Genomic DNA, 16999 nt, shown 5'->3' on the forward strand with positions numbered 1-16999 from the left:
CGCGGGCGGCCCATCGGGCCAACCCGGCGCCCACCTCAACTTTTCAGCGGATCAGGCTCCGTGGGCACCGGCCTTGGGAGCAGGACGGCGCGAAGCGATGTACTTGCCCAGGGCCAGCACCAGCAGGGCTCCGAACACGCTGGCACCGTACTTGAGCATGTCGGTCTGGGGCAGCTTGACCATCCAGTCCCACTTCTCCGTATTGGCGAAGACGGGGTCGGTGACCAGCATGCCGCCGGCAATCCAGCCCAGCAGCATGCCGCCGGCCACGATGATGATGGGGAAGCGCTCCATCAGCTTGATCACGAGCTGCGAGCCCCAGACGATGATGGGGATGGAGATCAACAGGCCCAGCACGACCAGCAGCATCTGGTGCTCGCCCGAGCTCTGGGCAGCGCCGGCGATGGCGATCACGTTGTCCACGCTCATCACCAGGTCGGCAACGATGATGGTCTTGATGGCGGCCAGCAGCTTGTCGCTGCCCTGGATGTTGTCGTGGCCGTCTTCATCAGGAGCAATCAGCTTGATGCCGATCCACACCAGCAGCAGTGCGCCGACGAACTTCAGGAAGGGCAGCGCCAGCAATGTCATCGCGAAGGCGATCAGGATGACGCGCAGGATGATGGCACCCGCCGTGCCCCAGATGATGCCCTTCTTGCGTTGCTCGGGCGGCAGCTTGCGGCAGGCCAGCGCGATCACGACCGCGTTGTCGCCGCCCAGCAGGATGTCGATGATGATGATTTGGCCCAGGGCCACCCAGAACGGGGCGTGAGTCAGAAAGTCCAAGTCCATAAGGTCCTCGCTGTTGAGTAAGGCCGGCGAGAACTCCTCCCTCCTGGAGAAACACCCACCGGCACAGAAAGACCGATGCAACGCCGCAGCGCCTACCCGGGCAAGGACATGCCTGGCTCAGGGGAGAACACATTGATCGACCGTCATCAGGTCCATCAAAGGTCTTGCTCGGCTGCGGTATGCACCGCAACCCGGAAGGCCGGAAGCTTGCGCTTCGTATTGACGACCATTCCGATGCCGGCACGGTGGCTTTGCAAAAACCACCCCCGCCGGCAGAGAGCTACTCCCCTTCGAACCTGTGGATTGCAACACAAAGCCGCCACGGCACGCAAGTGAAAAAACCCTTCATTTCCACGGAAAGCACAAGTCGCGCATCCCCCAGACCATTTATCTGCCTACCTCAAATGCTTCACTATCCATAGCAACCCTTGAACCAACGGAGTGTTGCAGCCATGCCCGGCCACGCGCGGGCAGGCGTCTTATCATCGCTGTCCCTTCCCCCTGACCGTCCATGACCGCACTGCACATCACCGATATCGAAGCCGCCATCAACTACTGGCGTGAGCGCCATCCGTCCCCGGACGGCGTGCTGCTGCAGCCCGAAGTACGGGCCCTGGCCGAGGTGTACGCGCTGATGATCTTCTGGCATGAGAGCGAAGTACAGGTTGAGGGCTTTCCCTCGCACGCCATGGCGGCCTGGCTGGCCTGGTACGACACCACGCCCGATACGCCCTGCATCGCCATCTGCTCCACCAGCCAGGGCGACGAAAGATGCAAGGGCTGCGGCCGCAGCTTTGACGAAGTGCAGCTGTGGACCGCGATGGAGCCGGCACAAAAGCGGATGGTCTGGCGCAGGATCACGGCAGAGGGCGACTCCTGGCGTTTCACCCGCTATGCAGAACGTGCGGCCGAGCGCACGGACACATCGCGTGACTCTGGTTGATTGCCGGCTGATCTGCCGGATACCGCACCGGACCAGTGCGATGTTGCAGACGGCCTAACATCGGCCGCCATGCTGCAGACCGCCGCTTACCGCCACAGCCACCTCCGCCTTTGCTTGCGCCTCACGGCACGTGATGCGGGCGAGACGCGCGTGCCGGCCGGCAAGGCCTGGCCCGCCACGGCCGCGCGCCTGCGCGAGCGTGATGCGGCACGGCTGAACATCGGCCCCCGACAGGCCGCACGGTCTTGATGCGCTGCCCTGCGCGGAACCGGGCAGCGTCGCTTCACTGAATCCGCTCTTCTTGCGCCGCCTTCATCCTGAAGCCTGAAGGCGGTTGGATTTTCACGCGTCTGCCCGGCCTCAAGGCCAGCCGACGGCCAGCCGACGAAGCGAGCCCTGCCGTGACCTGTCTAGCCCTTGCCCCAGCCGGGCCCTCTTTTGCCGCCCCCTCTTTTTCCACGCTCTTGCGCCATCTGCGCCATCTGAGCGATACCGTGGCGCATCGCGCCCTGCCCCGCTGCGCGCCACGCCACGTCACCGAGCTGCGCATCGACGTGATGCAGCCGCTGGTGGAGGGCGAGCTCGAAGCCATTCACGAGCGCCTGTACCAGCCCGGCAACAAGCTCCATGGCCTGGAGCGCCGCCCGTTGCACGACCCGCAGTTCCAGCTGCACTGGCGTGAAGCCGACGGCGAATGGTTTGCCTACGTGGAAGACATGGAGCGGCGCTGCCTGGCCGGCTACACGGTGTTCAATCGCCTGGTCGAGGTGGACAAGCGCACCGACCGCCGCGTGCGCTCGCCGCATTCGCGCTTTGCTCCGGACTACCAGCGGCGCGGCATTGCCAGCGCCGTGTATCGCAGCGTGCTGGACAAAGGCACCTGCCTGGTCAGCGGCGCACGCCAGTCGCCGGGCGCCCACGGCCTGTGGAACCATCTGGCGCGAAGCTATGACGGCCAATATGTGGGCATTGCGGACAGCAAGTCGCTCATCCATCTGGGCCGCAACGTGCCGGACGATGTCATGGACCGCCTGTCCACGCGCCGCATGCTGCTGGGCGCGGGCTGGACGGTGGAGTCCTTCGCCCAGGCCGTCCGGATGCAGTTGCCGGGTTGAAACGGGGACCTTGAGCGGGAGCCCGTTTACTTCCAGCGCAGCGGCTCGATGAAGACCGTGCCCAGGTTGCTGCTGAGCGTCAACGCGCCTTCCTGGATGGTAGCCTGAAGCTGCATGCTGCGCTCGGCCAGCTCCGCCAGGGATTGGGATGTTTCGGAGGGAATGCGCCAGACCTGCAGCTTGTTCAGCCGCGCCAGCTTGCCCTCCAGGCCTTTCCACCAGACCTCGGCCGCATGGTGGAAGGCGTAGAGCACCACCGCATCGGACTTGTTGCAGGCCTTGGCGATGGGCTTTTCCTCGGGCTGGCCAACCTCGATCCACAGGCGCTTGGCGCCCGTGAAGTCGGTCAGCGAGACATCGGGGTCTTCGGGATCGGACAGGCCTGCGCCAAACGCCAGCGTGCCGTCACCCTTGCACATGTCATTGAGCTGGTGTGCATTGAGGGCCAGGGCCACCAGGCGCACCATCATGCGTTCGTCCGTCTCGCTGGGATGGCGCGCCAGGGTCAGCGCATGGTCGGCGTAGTAGCCGTGGTCGATGTCGGCGATGGACAGGTTCGCCTTGAAGATGGTGGATTTGAGGGCCATGAGAAAACCAGGGACAGCGCATGGCCATCAGGAGGACAGATGCGCAGGAGTATCGAGGGAGGAGGAGACAGTCGGCTTGCGTGGCTTGAAGGCCAGCGCCTTCTTTTCAACAAGGTGCCAGGACAGCATCGCCAATAGGCCAGCCCCCACAAGACTGCAGGCCAGCGCCGCACCAAAACCGATCCGGCCTGAAAAGTACCAGACCACTGTCTGTTGAACGGGAAAGGCGTAAATGTACAGGCCGTAAGACAAATCACCAAAGCGACCAGCTTGTCGCAGCAGGGGTGTGCTGGCGGAGCCCAGCATCACCGCGAGCACGGCCATTGCCAGCAAAGGCGCTTGCAGCACCAGGATCAGAGGTCCTTTGGCATGCAGCAGCACGCAGCCGGCCAGCAATAAGGCAAGGGCCAGCATCCGCCGGGAGATCCAGAGATGGCGCCAGCATGCCAGCGTGGCGCCGAGCGAGAACACCATCGCATACTGCAGCGCGAACGACCATTCAGGCATGGGCTCACCGGGAGCGATGCTGTAGCGCCGCCATAGTGCCACCATCAATGCCACAAAGATCAAGGGTGCGGTATGACGCCAACGCAGCAGGCCCAGAGCGCCCGCCGCGGCCAGCGCCACATAGCAGCCGACCTCCAGAGGAATGGTCCACAGCGGGCCGTTGACTGCTGTGCGCAGCACATTCGTCTCAAATACGCCAGGCAGCTCATATCGCGTCTGCAGCCAGAGATTGCTGAAATAGCTCCAGGTCAGCGGATGCGCGAAATACGCATCCAAGGACAGCGAACTCACCAGCGGCCCCAGTGCCAGCGCACACAAGACCACGGCAGCAGTCAAGCCCGGCCATATGCGCAGCACCCTGCGCATCGCGAATCGGCCCAAGTGTGGATCTGCCAGCCAGGACAGCATCACCAGATAGCCGCTGATGGCAAAAAAAACGACAACGCCGACTGCTCCGGGCTCGTCGTAAAGCAGCTTCGGTATAGGCCGCCCAAGGACCGCGAACTGGTGGCTCCAAATGACCAGCAGGGCTGCCAGCAGCCTGAAGGCATCGAAATTGTTGGAGCGCAGGGCAGTTTCGGACCCTGGGATCACCTGCATCAACTCAGACGCGGCGGGCCAGCTCGGCCGCCTTGCCCACATAGGAGGCAGGCGTCATGGCCAGCAGGCGGTCCTTGTCGGCCTGGGGGATTTCCAGGCCGTTGATCAGGCGGTGCAGGTCTTCGGCCTGCACGGTCTTGCCGCGCGTGACTTCCTTGAGCTTTTCGTAGGCGCCCTGCACGCCGTAGCGGCGCATGACGGTCTGGATGGGCTCGGCCAGGACTTCCCAGGCGTGGTCCAGGTCTTCCTGCAGGCGCTCTTCGTTGAGTTCGAGCTTGTTCAGTCCCGTCATCAGCGAGCTGTAGGCCAGCGTGGCATAGCCCATGGCCACGCCAATGTTGCGCAGCACGGTGGAGTCGGTCAGGTCGCGCTGCCAGCGCGAGATGGGCAGCTTTTCGGCCAGGTGCTTGAGCAGGGCGTTGGCCAGGCCCAGGTTGCCTTCGGCATTCTCGAAGTCGATGGGGTTGACCTTGTGCGGCATGGTGGACGAGCCGATCTCGCCGGCCTTCAGGCGCTGCTTGAAGTAGCCCAGGGATACATAGCCCCAGACATCGCGCGAGAAGTCGATGAGGATGGTGTTGGCGCGCGCGATGGCGTCGAACAGCTCGGCCATGTAGTCATGCGGCTCGATCTGGATCGAGTAGGGCTGGAAGCTCAGGCCCAGGCCCTGGGGCTCGGGCGACTCGATCACCTTCTTGCTGAAGGCTTCCCAGTCGAACTCGGGCCAGGCCGACAGATGGGCGTTGTAGTTGCCGACGGCGCCATTCATCTTGGCCAGGAGCTTGACCTCGGCGATGCGGGCAGAGGCCTTTTCCAGGCGCACCAGCACGTTGGCGATTTCCTTGCCCACGGTGGTGGGGCTGGCGGTCTGGCCGTGCGTGCGGCTGAGCATGGGCACGGCCGCGTAGGCGTGGGCCATCTCGCGCAGCTTGGCGGTGATGCCCGTCAAGGCCGGCAGCAGCACGCTGTCACGACCGGCGCGCAGTTGCAGCGCATGGCTGGTGTTGTTGATGTCTTCGCTGGTGCAGGCGAAATGCACGAATTCAGCGGCCTTGAGCAGCTCGGGACGGCCGTCGAACTTGCCCTTGATCCAGTACTCCACGGCCTTGACGTCGTGGTTGGTGGTCTTTTCGATGTCCTTGATGGCCACGGCATCGGCCTCGGAGAAGTTCTTCACCAGATCCTGCAGATAGACGCGGGCGCCTTCGGTCAGGGGCTTGAACTCGGCAAAGCCGGCGTCCGACAGGGCGATGAACCAGGTCACCTCCACCTGCACGCGGCGGTGCATGTATCCCATCTCGCTCATGATCGGGCGCAGAGGAGACAGTTTGGCGGCGTAGCGGCCGTCGAGCGGGGACAGGGCGGAGATGTGCGGCAGATTCATGGGCCGTGATTGTAGGTGCGCGCGGCAAAAACGGGGGCTGTAGGGGGAGATCGCCGGGCAGCGCATAGAATCGGCTGCCCGCCCATGGGCCGCCTCTTCGCCACGGAAAACAGCCATGAAACTGATAGGTTCCTCCACCAGCGCCTACGTACGCAAGGTACGCGTCGTACTGGCCGAGAAAAGGCTCGACTATCAGTTCGTCGAGGAAAACCCCTGGAGCCGCGAGCTGTCGCCGGGCACCGGCAACCCGCTGGGCAAGGTGCCGCGCCTGGTCATGGACGGCAGCGATGCCATGTTCGACTCGCGCGTGATCGTCGAATATCTGGACACACTTTCCCCGGTAGGCAAGCTGATCCCCGGCACAGGCCGCGAGCGTGCCGAGATCAAGACCTGGGAAGCCCTGGCCGATGGCGTGCTGGACGCCGGAGCCCTGGCCCGCCTCGAAGCCACCTGGGATGGCCGCAGCGAAGAGCAGCGTTGCCAGGCCTGGATAGACCGCCAGCTGGCCAAGGTGCGCGCCGCACTGAACGTGATGTCCCAGGGCCTGGGCGACAAGCCCTATTGCTGCGGCATCCACTTCACCCTGGCCGACGTGTGCGTGGGCTGTGCCCTGGGCTGGTTGGACTTTCGCTTTCCCGAACTGGACTGGCGCGCCGACCACCCCAATCTGGCCACCTTGCAGGCCAAGCTGGCGGAACGCGCCAGCTTTGCGGGCACACGCCCGCCCCAGCCCTGAAAACGGGTCACCCCCGCAACGACAACTGCAGCTGCCGCGGCAACAAAAAAAGGCCACCCGATGGGTGGCCTTTTTGCTGGCATAAAAAAGTTGCGAAGCATCCCGAAACGAATAAAGAGAGGGAGGGAGGAGAAGCGCTTCGGGCGGAACAGTTCAGGACTGTGGCCCCAGAGGCTTCGCAACGTGAAATTCGGTCTGGATACCCTCTCTCGTCAACCTGTCCAATAGATGAGCTACTTTTGCAGAAGTTCCAGGGGTCGGGGGCGGGAAAAATGTAACATTTTGACGAGGAGCGTCATTCTGCTGTAGGCCGTGTTCGATGGATGCTGACGGGATGGCGTCGGCCAGGGCCCACCACCTTCCCTCCCCGCATCCTCACACCAGAGCAGCCCCAGTGAAAACCGCTTCCCACAGGGCCTTGACCGGCGCACTGAGCGGTTCGGCCTGGCCCGGCACCAATTGGGCCGTCCGCTCGTCCAGCCGCGCCACGTGCTGCAGGCGGCGCAGTTCACGGTAGGCCCGGGCGGCCTGCTGGCCCACGCCTGCAGGCAGCAGGCCCGCCTCTTCCGCACGCTGCAGCAGCGCGATGTTGCCCAGATTGGCCATCAGCCCCGGATGCAGGGCAGATTGCGAGAGAACCAGGTACTGGACGGCGAACTCCACATCGACCATGCCGCCGGGGCTGTGCTTGACGTCGAAGAGGCCGCCGCGCACCGGATGCGCGCTGCGCACGCGTTCGCGCATGGCCACGATCTCGTCGCGCAGGGCCGCAGCGTCGCGCGGCGCGGTGATCACGGCCTCGCGCACGGCGTCGAAGCGGGCCTGCAGATCGTCGCTGCCCAGCACGAAGCGCGCCCGCGTCATGGCCTGGTGCTCCCAGGTCCATGCCGTGTTGCTGCCGCGCTGCTGCTGGTAGTTGGCATAGGAGGCAAAGCTGGTTACCAGCAGGCCGGAGTTGCCGTTGGGGCGCAGCGCGGTGTCGATCTCGAACAGATCGCCCTCGCCCGTCTTGACGGCCAGCCAGTTGATGAGCTTGCGCACAAAGGCGGCATAGATCTCGGAGGCGTGCTCGTCGTCGTCATCGAAGACGAAGACGATGTCCAGGTCGCTGCCGTAGCCCAGTTCCTTGCCGCCGAGCTTGCCGTAGCCAATGATGGCGAACTGCGGCGACTCGCGGTGGCGGTTCTTGAGCCGGCTCCAGCACCAGCTGGCCGTCACGCGCAGCACGCAGTCGGCCAGCGCACTGAGGTCGTCCGCCACCTGCTCGACCGTGATGCGGCCCTCGATATCACGCGCCAGCGTGCGGAAGACCTCGGCATGGTGGGCGCGGCGCAGCAGGTTCAGCAGGGTTTCGTCGTCGTCCTCGCCCGTGGTCTGCAGCGCGGCCAGGCGCAGGGCCAGCTCATGCTCGAAATCCATGGGAGAGAAGCGCTCGCCCAGCATGGCGTCGTTGGCCAGCTCGTCGATCACGCCCGGATGCTGCTGCAGGTAGCGCGCGGGCCAGCGCGCCGCGCCCAGCAGGTCCAGCAGCCGCTCGTGCACGGCAGGGCGCTCCAGCAGCAGGGCCAGATAGCTTTCGCGGCGCAGCAGCGGCTCCAGCCAGTTCAGAAAGCGCACTGCGGCGTCTTCGGGCACGCTGCGCTCGGCCACCCATTGCGCCGTGCGCTGCACAAGGCGGAACAGCCGGCTGCGCGCCTCGTCGCGCAGGTTGGCGATGCGGGCGTTGCCGCGCCAGTCGGCCACGTGGGCGGCCAGGGCGGGCGGCAACTGCTCCATGAGTCCATCGATCTCGCGCGGCGTTCCTCCCTGGGCAGGGCTGCGGGCGCCGTTGCAGCGGCCCGCGCTGCATTGCGGCGGGGCCGAGCCGCCGAGCAGGGTGTCGAACTCCTCGGCAACCTTTTCGCGGTGGGCGTCGAACTGGTGCAGGAAGGCGCAGGTATCGGCAAAGCCCATGGTGCGCGCAATCCATTCGAGGTCGTCATCGCGTGTGGGCAGCACATGGGTCTGCTGGTCGTCCAGGTACTGGATGCGGTGCTCGACACGGCGCAAAAAGGTATAGGCCGCGCCCAGAGCGTCGGCCACTTCCTGGCTCATGAGGCCGGCGCGCGCCAGGCGCCCCAGCGCCTCCAGCGTGGGGCGGCAGCGCAGCTCGGGGAACTGGCCGCCACGCACCACCTGCAGCAATTGCACGGTGAATTCGATCTCGCGGATGCCGCCGCGCGAGAGCTTGACGTCATTGGAGCGGCCGGGATGGCCCGCGCTGCGCCGCGCCGCATGCTCGCGGATCTGGCGGTGCAGCGAACGCAGCGCATCGAAGACCGCGTAATCCAGATAGCGGCGAAAGACGAAAGGCAGGACCACGGCGCGCAGCGCCTGCACCTGCGTGGAGCGCACGCTGTCCATGGGCGCCACCACCCGGCTCTTGAGCCAGGCGAAGCGCTCCCATTCGCGGCCATGGGTCTGCAGATACTCTTCCAGCGAGGCCAGCGAGACAGCCGACGGCCCCGAGTTGCCGTTGGGCCGCAGCGCCAGGTCCACGCGGAACACGAATCCGTGCTCGGTGGTGTCGCCGATCAGGCCATAGATGCCTTTGACAACGCGCGCGAAGTACTCATGGTTGGAGAGAACGCCGCGCCCGTCAGGCAGGCCGGCCGTGTCGCCGTCCTGCTCGTAGACGTAGATCAGGTCGATGTCGCTGGAGACATTGAGCTCGCGCGCGCCCAGCTTGCCCATGCCGATGATCCACAGCTGCACGGGCCGGCCCTCGGGGCCTTGCGGTGCGCCATGGCGCGCATCGAGTTCGGCGCGCACCTGGATGCAGGCGCGCTCCAGCGCCAGCTCGGCCAGCTCGGTCACGGCCCGCGTGACCACGGCCAGCGGCGCCTGCTGCTCGCAGTCGAGCACCATGGTGCGCTCCATGACCAGCTGGCGCAGCACGCGCAGCGCGGCCGACAGGTCCAGCCCGCGCTCCAGCAGCGCCGCCAGGGCCTGCTCCATGGAGGCGCGCTCGGGCGGGCCCGGCGGCAACAGGCTCAACTCGTCGCCATAGCGACGATGCAGCCGTTGGTGGAAACGGGAATAGGCGGCCTGTGCGGGGACATTCAAGGCCGTGTCTGCCATTGCGTGCTCTGAGGATTGCATACGGAACGCGAAAGAAGCGGCCACTCACGCGCAGAGGGATCGCAGCAACCCTTGGTTACCGTCCGGCCCCTGAGGGTGCCGGTCATAATTCCCGTCATAGCTGATGCCGCCGATGATCGAACCGAAACCGCACCCCACACGCCTGACCCGTTGGATGGCCGGCCTTGCGCGGTGGTCACTGGGGCTGGTCCTGGCCTTCTGGCTGGTCCTGGGCTCCGTGTGGGGGGTGCTCCATGGCTGGATTGTGCCGCGAATCGGCGAATGGCGTCCTCAGCTGGAATCCCTGGCCTCACGCACGCTGGGCCTACCCGTGCGCATAGGCAGCATCACGGCCCGCAGCGAGGGACTGGTCCCCCGGTTCGAGCTGGGCGACGTGGTGGTCGAAGACCCAGAACACACCGCGGACGCCCTGCGCCTGCCCAGCGTGGTGGTAGCCGTTTCGGCCCGCTCGCTGATGCGCCTGGGCGTGGAGCAGATCTATATCGACCGCCCCGAACTCGTGGTCCGCCGCGCGGCCGATGGCCGTGTCTTCGTGGCCGGCATCGAGATCAGCCCTTCATCGGGCGGGGACAATGCCGCCGCCGACTGGCTGTTTTCCCAGACCGAGCTGGCCCTGCGCGGCGGCAGCCTGCTGTGGGTGGACGAACTGCGCCAGGCACCGCCGCTGGCCTTGCGCGATGTGGACCTGGTGCTGCGCAACAAGGGCTGGAGCCACGGAATGCGCCTGGATGCCACGCCGCCCGAAGGCTGGGGCGAGCGCTTCATGCTCGCCGGCCTGTTCCGCGAGCCGCTGCTGTCCACGCACGAGGGCAACTGGCAGCGCTGGAGCGGACAGGCCCATGCGATGTTCACGCAGATCGACCTGTCCCGGCTCGGGCAGTACATGGATACGGCCGACCTGCGCCTGCAGCAGGGCCGGGGCGCACTGCGCGCCTGGATCGACCTGCGCCAGGGCCAGCCCGTGGGTGCCATGGCCGATGTGGCGGTGAATGCCCTGCAACTGCAGTGGCGCGAAAACCTGGAGCCGCTGCAACTGCAGGCGCTGACGGGCCGGCTGAGCGTCCAACACCAGGACGGCTGGCGCTTCGCTGCGCAGAACCTGGAGTTCTCCACGGGTGACGGCCTGCACTGGCCTGCCGGCAACCTGCGCGCGCGCTACAACCCTGCGGGCGCCAGCACGCAGGGGGCCCTGGGCGAGCAGGGCGAGTTCCAGGCCGATGGCATTGACCTGGCCATCCTCGCCCAGTTGGGCCAGCGCCTGCCGCTGCCCGAACAGCTGCAGCGCCATCTGGCCGACATGGCCCCGGCCGGCCAGCTGCGCCAGTTCCAGGGAAGCTGGCGCGGCCCGCTGCAGGCTGTGCAGCAGTACAAGGCCAGCGGCGAACTGCAGCAGCTGTCGATCGACGGAGTGGCATCGTCCGAAGGCCCCACGAAGCCGGGCATGCCCGGCGTCAAGGGCCTGAACGCGCGCTTCTCGCTGGACCAGGACGGCGGACAGGCGCAGCTGGAGATGGAGGGCACGGGGCAGCAGCCGGCCGCGCTGTCCTTTCCTGGCGTCTTCGAGGAACCCGAGATCCCGCTGCACCGCCTGCAGGCCAGCCTGCGCTGGCAGTTGCGCGGCCAGGCCATCAGCGTGCAGGTGCCCAACCTGCGCTTTGCCAACGATGACACCGAGGGCGAGGCCCGTGCGCAATGGCACACCGGCGACGGCAGCGACAAGCACCCGCGCTTTCCGGGCGTGCTGGACCTGCAGGGCCAGTTGCGCAACGCAGACGGCACGCGCGTGCACCGCTACCTGCCGCTGGAAATCCCCGCCGATGCGCGCCACTACGTGCGAGAGGCCATCCACGCCGGGCGCGCAAGCACGGTGAACTTCAAGGTGCGCGGCCACCTGGACCACGTGCCGGCAGAAAAGCCCAGCCAGGGCGAGTTCCATATCGCTGCCAAGCTGCATGACGTGCACTATGAATATGTGCCGCCCCATCTGCTCACGCATGGCGAGGCGCCCTGGCCGGCCCTGGTCGATCTGTCGGGTGAGCTGGTCTTCGACCGTTCATCGATGGCCGTGCGCAATGCACGCGGCGAGTTCGCGGGCTACCCGCAGCTGCAGATGCGCGACATCCAGGCCAGCATTCCCAACCTGGGCCACACCGAGGTGGCCGTCACCGCCAAGGGCCAGGGCCCGCTGGCCGACATGCTGGGCGTGGTCAAGACCTCGGCCCTGTCGGCGCTGACCGGGCACGTGCTGGACGGCAGCGAGGCCACGGGCGCCGCGCAACTGGCCCTGCAGCTGCAATTGCCCATCGACCATCTGGACCGCAGCAAGGTGTCTGGACAGGTCACGCTGGCGGGCAACTCACTGCAGCTCGATGATCAGACGCCCCATCTGAGCCAGCTGCGCGGGGCCGTCAAGTTCTCCGAAACCGGCTTCTCGCTGGCCGGCCTGCAGGCGCGCGCGCTGGGCGGTGAGCTGCGCGCCGATGGCGGCATGCAGGCGCTGGCGCGCAATGCGCCGGCCACCGAATCCTCCGTCAAGGTGCGCGTGCAAGGCACGGCAACGGCACAGGGGCTGCGCGAAGCCAGGGAGCTGGGCTGGGTGGCCGACCTGGCCCGCCATGCCGAAGGCCAGTCGCCCTATTCCCTGCTGCTGAAGGTGCGGCGCGGAACACCCGAAATCCAGGTCCAGTCCAGCCTGCAAGGCATGCGCATCAACCTGCCCGCCCCGCTGGGCAAGGCGTCGGAGTCCATCCAGCCATTGAACGTGAGCCACCAGCTCGCACCCGCCAGCTTCACCTCGCCCGATGCCCCGCTGCGCGACCAGATCAGCGTGCAACTGGGCGATACGGGCTCGGTGTTCTATGAGCGCGACATCAGCGGCAAGCACAGCCGTGTGCTGCACGGCAGCATCCTTATCGGCCAGGAAGCGGGCACGGCTTCCACTTCGGGCCAGGGCGTGCAGGCCCATGTGCAGCTGCCGCTGTTCAATCTCGACGACTGGCTGGCACTGGCGCCGCAGTCCAGCGGCGCCAAGCCGGAGCCCGCCGATGCCGCGGACCCTGCGCGCGAATACCTCCCCGACCGGCTGACCCTGCGCGTCAAGCAGCTGCAGGCCAAGGGGCGGCAGCTGCACGACGTGGTGGCGGGGATATCGCGCGATGGCGGCTCGTGGCACAGCAACCTCGCCTCCCAGGAGCTTGACGGCTATGTGGGCTTTCGCGAAGGCACGGATGCCCAGCCCGAAGGGCAGCTGGTGGCCCGGCTGTCACGCCTGACGGTGCCCGAGGCCAAATCCGACCGTGTGGACGCCCTGTTCAGCGAGGGGCCGCGCCAGCTGCCGGCCCTGCAGATCGTGGTGGACGACATGCACCTGTCAGGCCACGCCCTGGGCCGCCTGGAAGTGGAGGCCCGCAACCGCCCCGTTCCCGGCGATGCGGCGGCGCGCGAATGGCAGTTGTCGCGCTTCAACATCGCCACGCCCGAGGCCACGCTGACGGCCAGCGGCCAGTGGCGCCTGCCCCAGGGCCAGTCCGAGCACCCGGGGCGCAGCCAGTTGCAGTTCCAGCTGGACCTGCGCGACGTGGGCAAGCTGCTCACGCGCTTCGATATGCCCGGCGTGGTGGGCAACGGCAAGGGCGTGCTGCAGGGATCGGCGGGCTGGACGGGCTCGCCCATCACGCCCGACTTCCGCAGCCTCTCTGGCTCCATGCACCTGGATGTGCAGACCGGCCAGTTCCTCAAGGCCGAACCGGGCCTGGCCAAGCTGCTGAGCGTGCTCAGCCTGCAGGCGCTGCCCCGCCGGCTGACCCTGGATTTCCGCGATGTATTCAGCAACGGCTTCGCCTTCGACTTCATGCGCGGCGACGTGCAGATCACCGACGGCGTGGCGCGCACCAACAACATGCAGATGAAAGGCGTCAACGCCGCCGTGCTGATGGAGGGCACGGCCGACCTGGTCCAGGAGACGCAGAATCTGCATGTGGTGGTGGTGCCCGAGATCAATGCCATGACGGCCTCCCTGGTGGCCACGGCCATCAACCCCGTGGTCGGCCTGGGCAGCTTCCTGGCGCAGGTGCTGCTGCGCGGCCCGCTGATCGCGGCGGCCACCAAGGAATTCCGCATCGACGGCAGCTGGGACGAGCCCCAGGTCACGGCCCTGCCGCGGCGCCGGGCCACGACACCCTCCGATCCTGCCGCCAACAGCCCCGCCAGCACGCCCTCCAGCGCCACCGAGCCCGCTTCTTCAGGAGAGAACCCATGAAAATCGCAGCCCTGCAAATGGTGTCGGAACCCGATGTGCGCGCCAACCTCGACCAGGCGCTGGCACTGCTGCGCCAGGCGCGCGACCAGGGGGCCGAGCTTGCGGCCCTGCCCGAGTATTTCTGCGCCATGGGCCTGCGCGACACCGACAAGCTGGCCTACCGCGAGAGCTTGGGCGTAGGCCCCATCCAGGACTTCCTGCGCCGCGCCGCGCGCGAGCTGCAGCTGTGGATCGTCGGCGGCACCCTGCCCCTGGTGGCCGATGACGACGCCCACGTACTCAACAGCTCGCTGGTGTTCTCGCCCCAGGGCGAATGCGTGGCGCGCTACGACAAGATCCACCTGTTCCACTACGACAACGGACGCGAGCGCTACACGGAAGCCGCCGTGGTCCAGGCGGGCCACACGCCCGTGACCTGCGACATCACCTCGCGCGAGGGCGAGACCTGGCGCCTGGGTCTGAGCGTGTGCTACGACCTGCGTTTTCCCGAGCTGTACCGCCGCCTTGCCGAGCAGGGCGCCGACCTGCTGCTGGTGCCCGCCGCCTTCACCCACATCACGGGGCTGGCGCACTGGGAAGTGCTGCTGCGCGCCCGCGCCATCGAAAACCAGGCCTACCTGCTGGCGCCCGCCCAGGGCGGCCACCATGAAAACGGCCGCCGTACCTGGGGCCACAGCCTGCTGGCCGATCCCTGGGGCATGGTGCTGGCCCAGCAGGCCGAGGGCGCCGGCGTGGTGCTGGGCGAGATCAAGCGCGAGCGCCTGGCGCATGTGCGCCGCCAGCTGCCGGCCCTGGAGCACCGCGTCCTGTGAATCCACCGCACCCGCCCATGCCGCCCATGCCGGCCATGTCACCGATGTCGCCCATGCCCGAAGGCCGCTGGCCCTGGCGCCGCTGGCGCACGGCCTGGCGCCGCTGGTCGCTGTGGAGCCTGCTGGTCGCCCTGGTCCTGAGCATGCTCGTCACCATGGTCTGGCTGGCCGGGCGCTATGAGGCCTCCCAGGTCCAGGACAAGCTGGAGCGCGACACGGCCAATGCCGTGGCCGACATACGCGCAGCGCTCAACCGCAACCTGCAGGACCTTCAGGCGCTGAACGCGCCCGACAACGAGCCCGCCGAATGGAAGACCCGCGCCGCCGAGCTGCTGCAGGTGCGCCGCGAGCTGATGCGCATCGAGTGGCGCGACGCGGGCCTGCAGATCCGCTCCCATGCCGAGACCCCCTATCGCAACGTGCAGTGGGAAGACCAGCTGCGCACGAACAACACCCACCCCGAGGCCGTGCTGACCTGCACCCACGCGCGCCGCCTGAACGGCCCCGCCTACTCGCCCAGCTACTTCCAGCTGCTGGCCGAGGGCCTGGGCACGGAGATGATGGAGGTCTGCCTGCCGCTGACGCAAAGCGGCCACATCATCGGCTTCGTCATCGGAACCTACAGCCTGCAAAGCCTGCTCATCACCCAGGTCAGCAAGAACCTGCCGCGCACCCAGGAAGTGTCCTTCACCGAGCCCGACGGCACGCGCCTGGCCCTGCTGGGCGCCTCATGGCGCGGCACGCGCATGTTCACGGCGCAGCAGCTGCTGGACCTGCCCGGCAGCACCCTGGTGCTGCGCATGGACAGCTGGCACCGCGCGCCCAGCGTGTTCCCCAACGTGCTCACGGCCCTGGTGACGCTGATGTCCATCGCCCTGGTCTCCGTGGTCGCCGTGCTGGTGCGCGACAACCGCCGCCGCCTGCGTGCCGAGCGCGACCTGGGCGATGCGCTGGCCTTTCGCAAGGCCATGGAGGACTCGCTGGTCACGGGCCTGCGCGCGCGCGACCTGCAGGGCCGCATCAGCTATGTGAATCCGGCCTTCTGCAACATGGTGGGCTTCACGGCCGAGGAGCTGCTGGGCCTGAGCATCGCGCCCTACTGGCCGCCCGAGCGCGCCGAAATCTACGCGCGCCGGCGCGACAACCGCCTGTCCGGCAACGCACCGCCGCCGCGCGAGGGCCACGAAAGCATCTTCATGCGCAAGGACGGCACACGCATTCCGGTGCTGATCTTCGAGGCGCCGCTGATCAACGCCCAGGGCCAGCACACGGGCTGGATGAGCGCCTTCATCGACATCAGCGAGCAAAAGCGCATGGAAGAGATCTCGCGCGCCTCGCAGGAGCGCCTGCAGGCCACGGCCCGCCTGGCCACCGTGGGCGAAATGGCGTCGCTGCTCAGCCATGAACTCACCCAGCCGCTGGTGGCCATCTCCAGCTACGCCACGGGATCGCTGAACATGCTGGGCAGCGACGACGGTGCGGCAGGCAGCGCCGGCAACGAAGCCCATCTGCGCCAGCAGTTGCAGGACTTGCGCATGGCCATGGAGCGCATCAGCTTCCAGGCCGACCGTGCAGGCCGCGTGATCAAGAGCGTGCGCGACTTCGTGCGGCGTCGCGACCAGTCACGCGAAGTCATAGGCGCCGCCGAACTCATAGACGCCGTGCTGCCGCTGGTCAGCCTGCAGGCGCGCAACCTGGGCGTGCGCGTGACCACCGATATCGAGCCCGGCCTGTCGCCCGTGCTCTGCGATCCGACCATGATCGAGCAGGTGCTGCTCAACCTGGCGCGCAACGGCATGCAGGCCATGGACTCGCCCGAGACCGTGGACCGCGAACTGCAGTTGCGCGTGCGGCGTGCGGCCGCCAGCACGCGCCGCAGCTGGGTGGAATTCGCCGTCATCGACTGCGGCAGCGGGATCCCCAAGCATGTGGCGGAGCAGTTGTTCACGCCCTTCTTCACCACGCGCAACGAGGGCATGGGCCTGGGCCTGAGCCTGTGCCGCACCGTGGTCGAACAGCATGGCGGCCACCTGCAGCACAGCCCGCACAGCCCGCGCGGAACCGTCTTCGCCTTCACGCTGCCGACCCACAACCCGGCACAGGTGGAACCATAGATGGAACAAT

At 67.0% G+C, this 16999-nt stretch carries 12 protein-coding genes; 7 read left to right on the plus strand and 5 right to left on the minus strand.

Annotated features, from left to right (window positions below; translation table 11 throughout):
- Positions 1-51: 51 nt before the first annotated feature.
- The gene (locus A4F85_RS19840) at positions 52-792 is read right to left on the minus strand and encodes a TerC family protein (protein ID WP_012202789.1); all 741 of its coding nucleotides are present in this window, start codon (positions 790-792) and stop codon (positions 52-54) included.
- A gap of 511 nt (positions 793-1303) precedes the next feature.
- Here A4F85_RS19840 and A4F85_RS19845 point away from each other — a divergent pair.
- From A4F85_RS19845 to A4F85_RS19855, 3 genes are all read left to right on the plus strand, one after another.
- A complete protein-coding gene (locus tag A4F85_RS19845) occupies positions 1304-1735 on the plus strand; it encodes a DUF3717 domain-containing protein (RefSeq protein WP_012202788.1) in 432 nt (143 codons plus the stop codon).
- 114 nt (positions 1736-1849) lie between these two features.
- Positions 1850-1984 carry a hypothetical protein gene (locus A4F85_RS31270; protein ID WP_260263915.1) on the plus strand — a complete coding sequence of 45 codons (135 nt, stop codon included), beginning with the start codon at positions 1850-1852 and terminating at the stop codon, positions 1982-1984.
- A gap of 152 nt (positions 1985-2136) precedes the next feature.
- Entirely contained in the window at positions 2137-2850 is a 714-nt protein-coding gene (locus A4F85_RS19855) for a hypothetical protein (protein WP_013804596.1), read from the plus strand.
- A gap of 26 nt (positions 2851-2876) precedes the next feature.
- Here the strand turns inward: A4F85_RS19855 and A4F85_RS19860 are convergent, their stop codons facing one another.
- From A4F85_RS19860 to purB, 3 genes are read right to left on the minus strand one after another with little or no spacing between them, the layout of a single operon-like run.
- Positions 2877-3437, minus strand: a complete 561-nt coding sequence (locus A4F85_RS19860; protein ID WP_012202786.1) for a YaeQ family protein — start codon at positions 3435-3437, stop codon at positions 2877-2879.
- Positions 3438-3464: 27 nt separating this feature from the next.
- On the minus strand, positions 3465-4544 hold the full coding sequence (locus tag A4F85_RS19865) for an acyltransferase family protein (protein ID WP_063328041.1): 1080 nt from the start codon (positions 4542-4544) through the stop codon (positions 3465-3467).
- Positions 4545-4548: 4 nt separating this feature from the next.
- Complete coding sequence (gene purB / locus A4F85_RS19870; protein WP_034389767.1) at positions 4549-5928, minus strand: adenylosuccinate lyase; 1380 nt, start codon at positions 5926-5928, stop codon at positions 4549-4551.
- A 115-nt stretch (positions 5929-6043) separates the two neighbouring features.
- Here purB and A4F85_RS19875 point away from each other — a divergent pair, with 115 nt between their 5' ends.
- Entirely contained in the window at positions 6044-6664 is a 621-nt protein-coding gene (locus A4F85_RS19875) for a glutathione S-transferase family protein (protein ID WP_063327522.1), read from the plus strand.
- Positions 6665-7039: 375 nt separating this feature from the next.
- On the opposite strand, the gene glnE is transcribed toward A4F85_RS19875, so the two are convergent.
- The gene (gene glnE / locus A4F85_RS19880) at positions 7040-9784 is read right to left on the minus strand and encodes a bifunctional [glutamate--ammonia ligase]-adenylyl-L-tyrosine phosphorylase/[glutamate--ammonia-ligase] adenylyltransferase (RefSeq protein ID WP_013804600.1); all 2745 of its coding nucleotides are present in this window, start codon (positions 9782-9784) and stop codon (positions 7040-7042) included.
- Positions 9785-9917: 133 nt separating this feature from the next.
- On the opposite strand from glnE, the gene A4F85_RS19885 reads away from it, so the two are divergent.
- Genes A4F85_RS19885 through A4F85_RS19895 form a run of 3 tightly spaced genes read left to right on the plus strand, consistent with a single transcriptional unit; the run spans position 9918 to position 16989 of the window.
- Entirely contained in the window at positions 9918-14063 is a 4146-nt protein-coding gene (locus A4F85_RS19885) for a YhdP family protein (protein ID WP_063327523.1), read from the plus strand.
- The gene (locus tag A4F85_RS19890) at positions 14060-14875 is read left to right on the plus strand and encodes a carbon-nitrogen hydrolase family protein (RefSeq protein ID WP_063327524.1); all 816 of its coding nucleotides are present in this window, start codon (positions 14060-14062) and stop codon (positions 14873-14875) included. The genes A4F85_RS19885 and A4F85_RS19890 overlap by 4 nt, the downstream gene beginning before the upstream one ends.
- Before the next feature lie 44 nt (positions 14876-14919).
- Positions 14920-16989 carry a two-component system sensor histidine kinase NtrB gene (locus A4F85_RS19895; protein ID WP_170962152.1) on the plus strand — a complete coding sequence of 690 codons (2070 nt, stop codon included), beginning with the start codon at positions 14920-14922 and terminating at the stop codon, positions 16987-16989.
- The last annotated feature ends 10 nt before the right edge of the window (positions 16990-16999 follow it).

The organism is Delftia sp. GW456-R20, assembly GCF_001622915.1.
Taxonomy (GTDB): Bacteria; Pseudomonadota; Gammaproteobacteria; order Burkholderiales; family Burkholderiaceae_C; genus Comamonas; species Comamonas acidovorans.

Excerpts from the sequence above, each read along its gene's own strand:
- A4F85_RS19840 (WP_012202789.1), bottom strand. The coding sequence starts at position 792 with ATGGACTTGGACTTTCTGACTCACGCCCCGTTCTGGGTGGCCCTGGGC.
- A4F85_RS19845 (WP_012202788.1), top strand. The coding sequence starts at position 1,304 with ATGACCGCACTGCACATCACCGATATCGAAGCCGCCATCAACTACTGG.
- A4F85_RS19860 (WP_012202786.1), bottom strand. The coding sequence starts at position 3,437 with ATGGCCCTCAAATCCACCATCTTCAAGGCGAACCTGTCCATCGCCGAC.
- A4F85_RS19865 (WP_063328041.1), bottom strand. The coding sequence starts at position 4,544 with ATGCAGGTGATCCCAGGGTCCGAAACTGCCCTGCGCTCCAACAATTTC.
- purB (WP_034389767.1), bottom strand. The coding sequence starts at position 5,928 with ATGAATCTGCCGCACATCTCCGCCCTGTCCCCGCTCGACGGCCGCTAC.
- A4F85_RS19875 (WP_063327522.1), top strand. The coding sequence starts at position 6,044 with ATGAAACTGATAGGTTCCTCCACCAGCGCCTACGTACGCAAGGTACGC.
- glnE (WP_013804600.1), bottom strand. The coding sequence starts at position 9,784 with ATGGCAGACACGGCCTTGAATGTCCCCGCACAGGCCGCCTATTCCCGT.
- A4F85_RS19885 (WP_063327523.1), top strand. The coding sequence starts at position 9,918 with ATGATCGAACCGAAACCGCACCCCACACGCCTGACCCGTTGGATGGCC.
- A4F85_RS19890 (WP_063327524.1), top strand. The coding sequence starts at position 14,060 with ATGAAAATCGCAGCCCTGCAAATGGTGTCGGAACCCGATGTGCGCGCC.
- A4F85_RS19895 (WP_170962152.1), top strand. The coding sequence starts at position 14,920 with ATGTCGCCCATGCCCGAAGGCCGCTGGCCCTGGCGCCGCTGGCGCACG.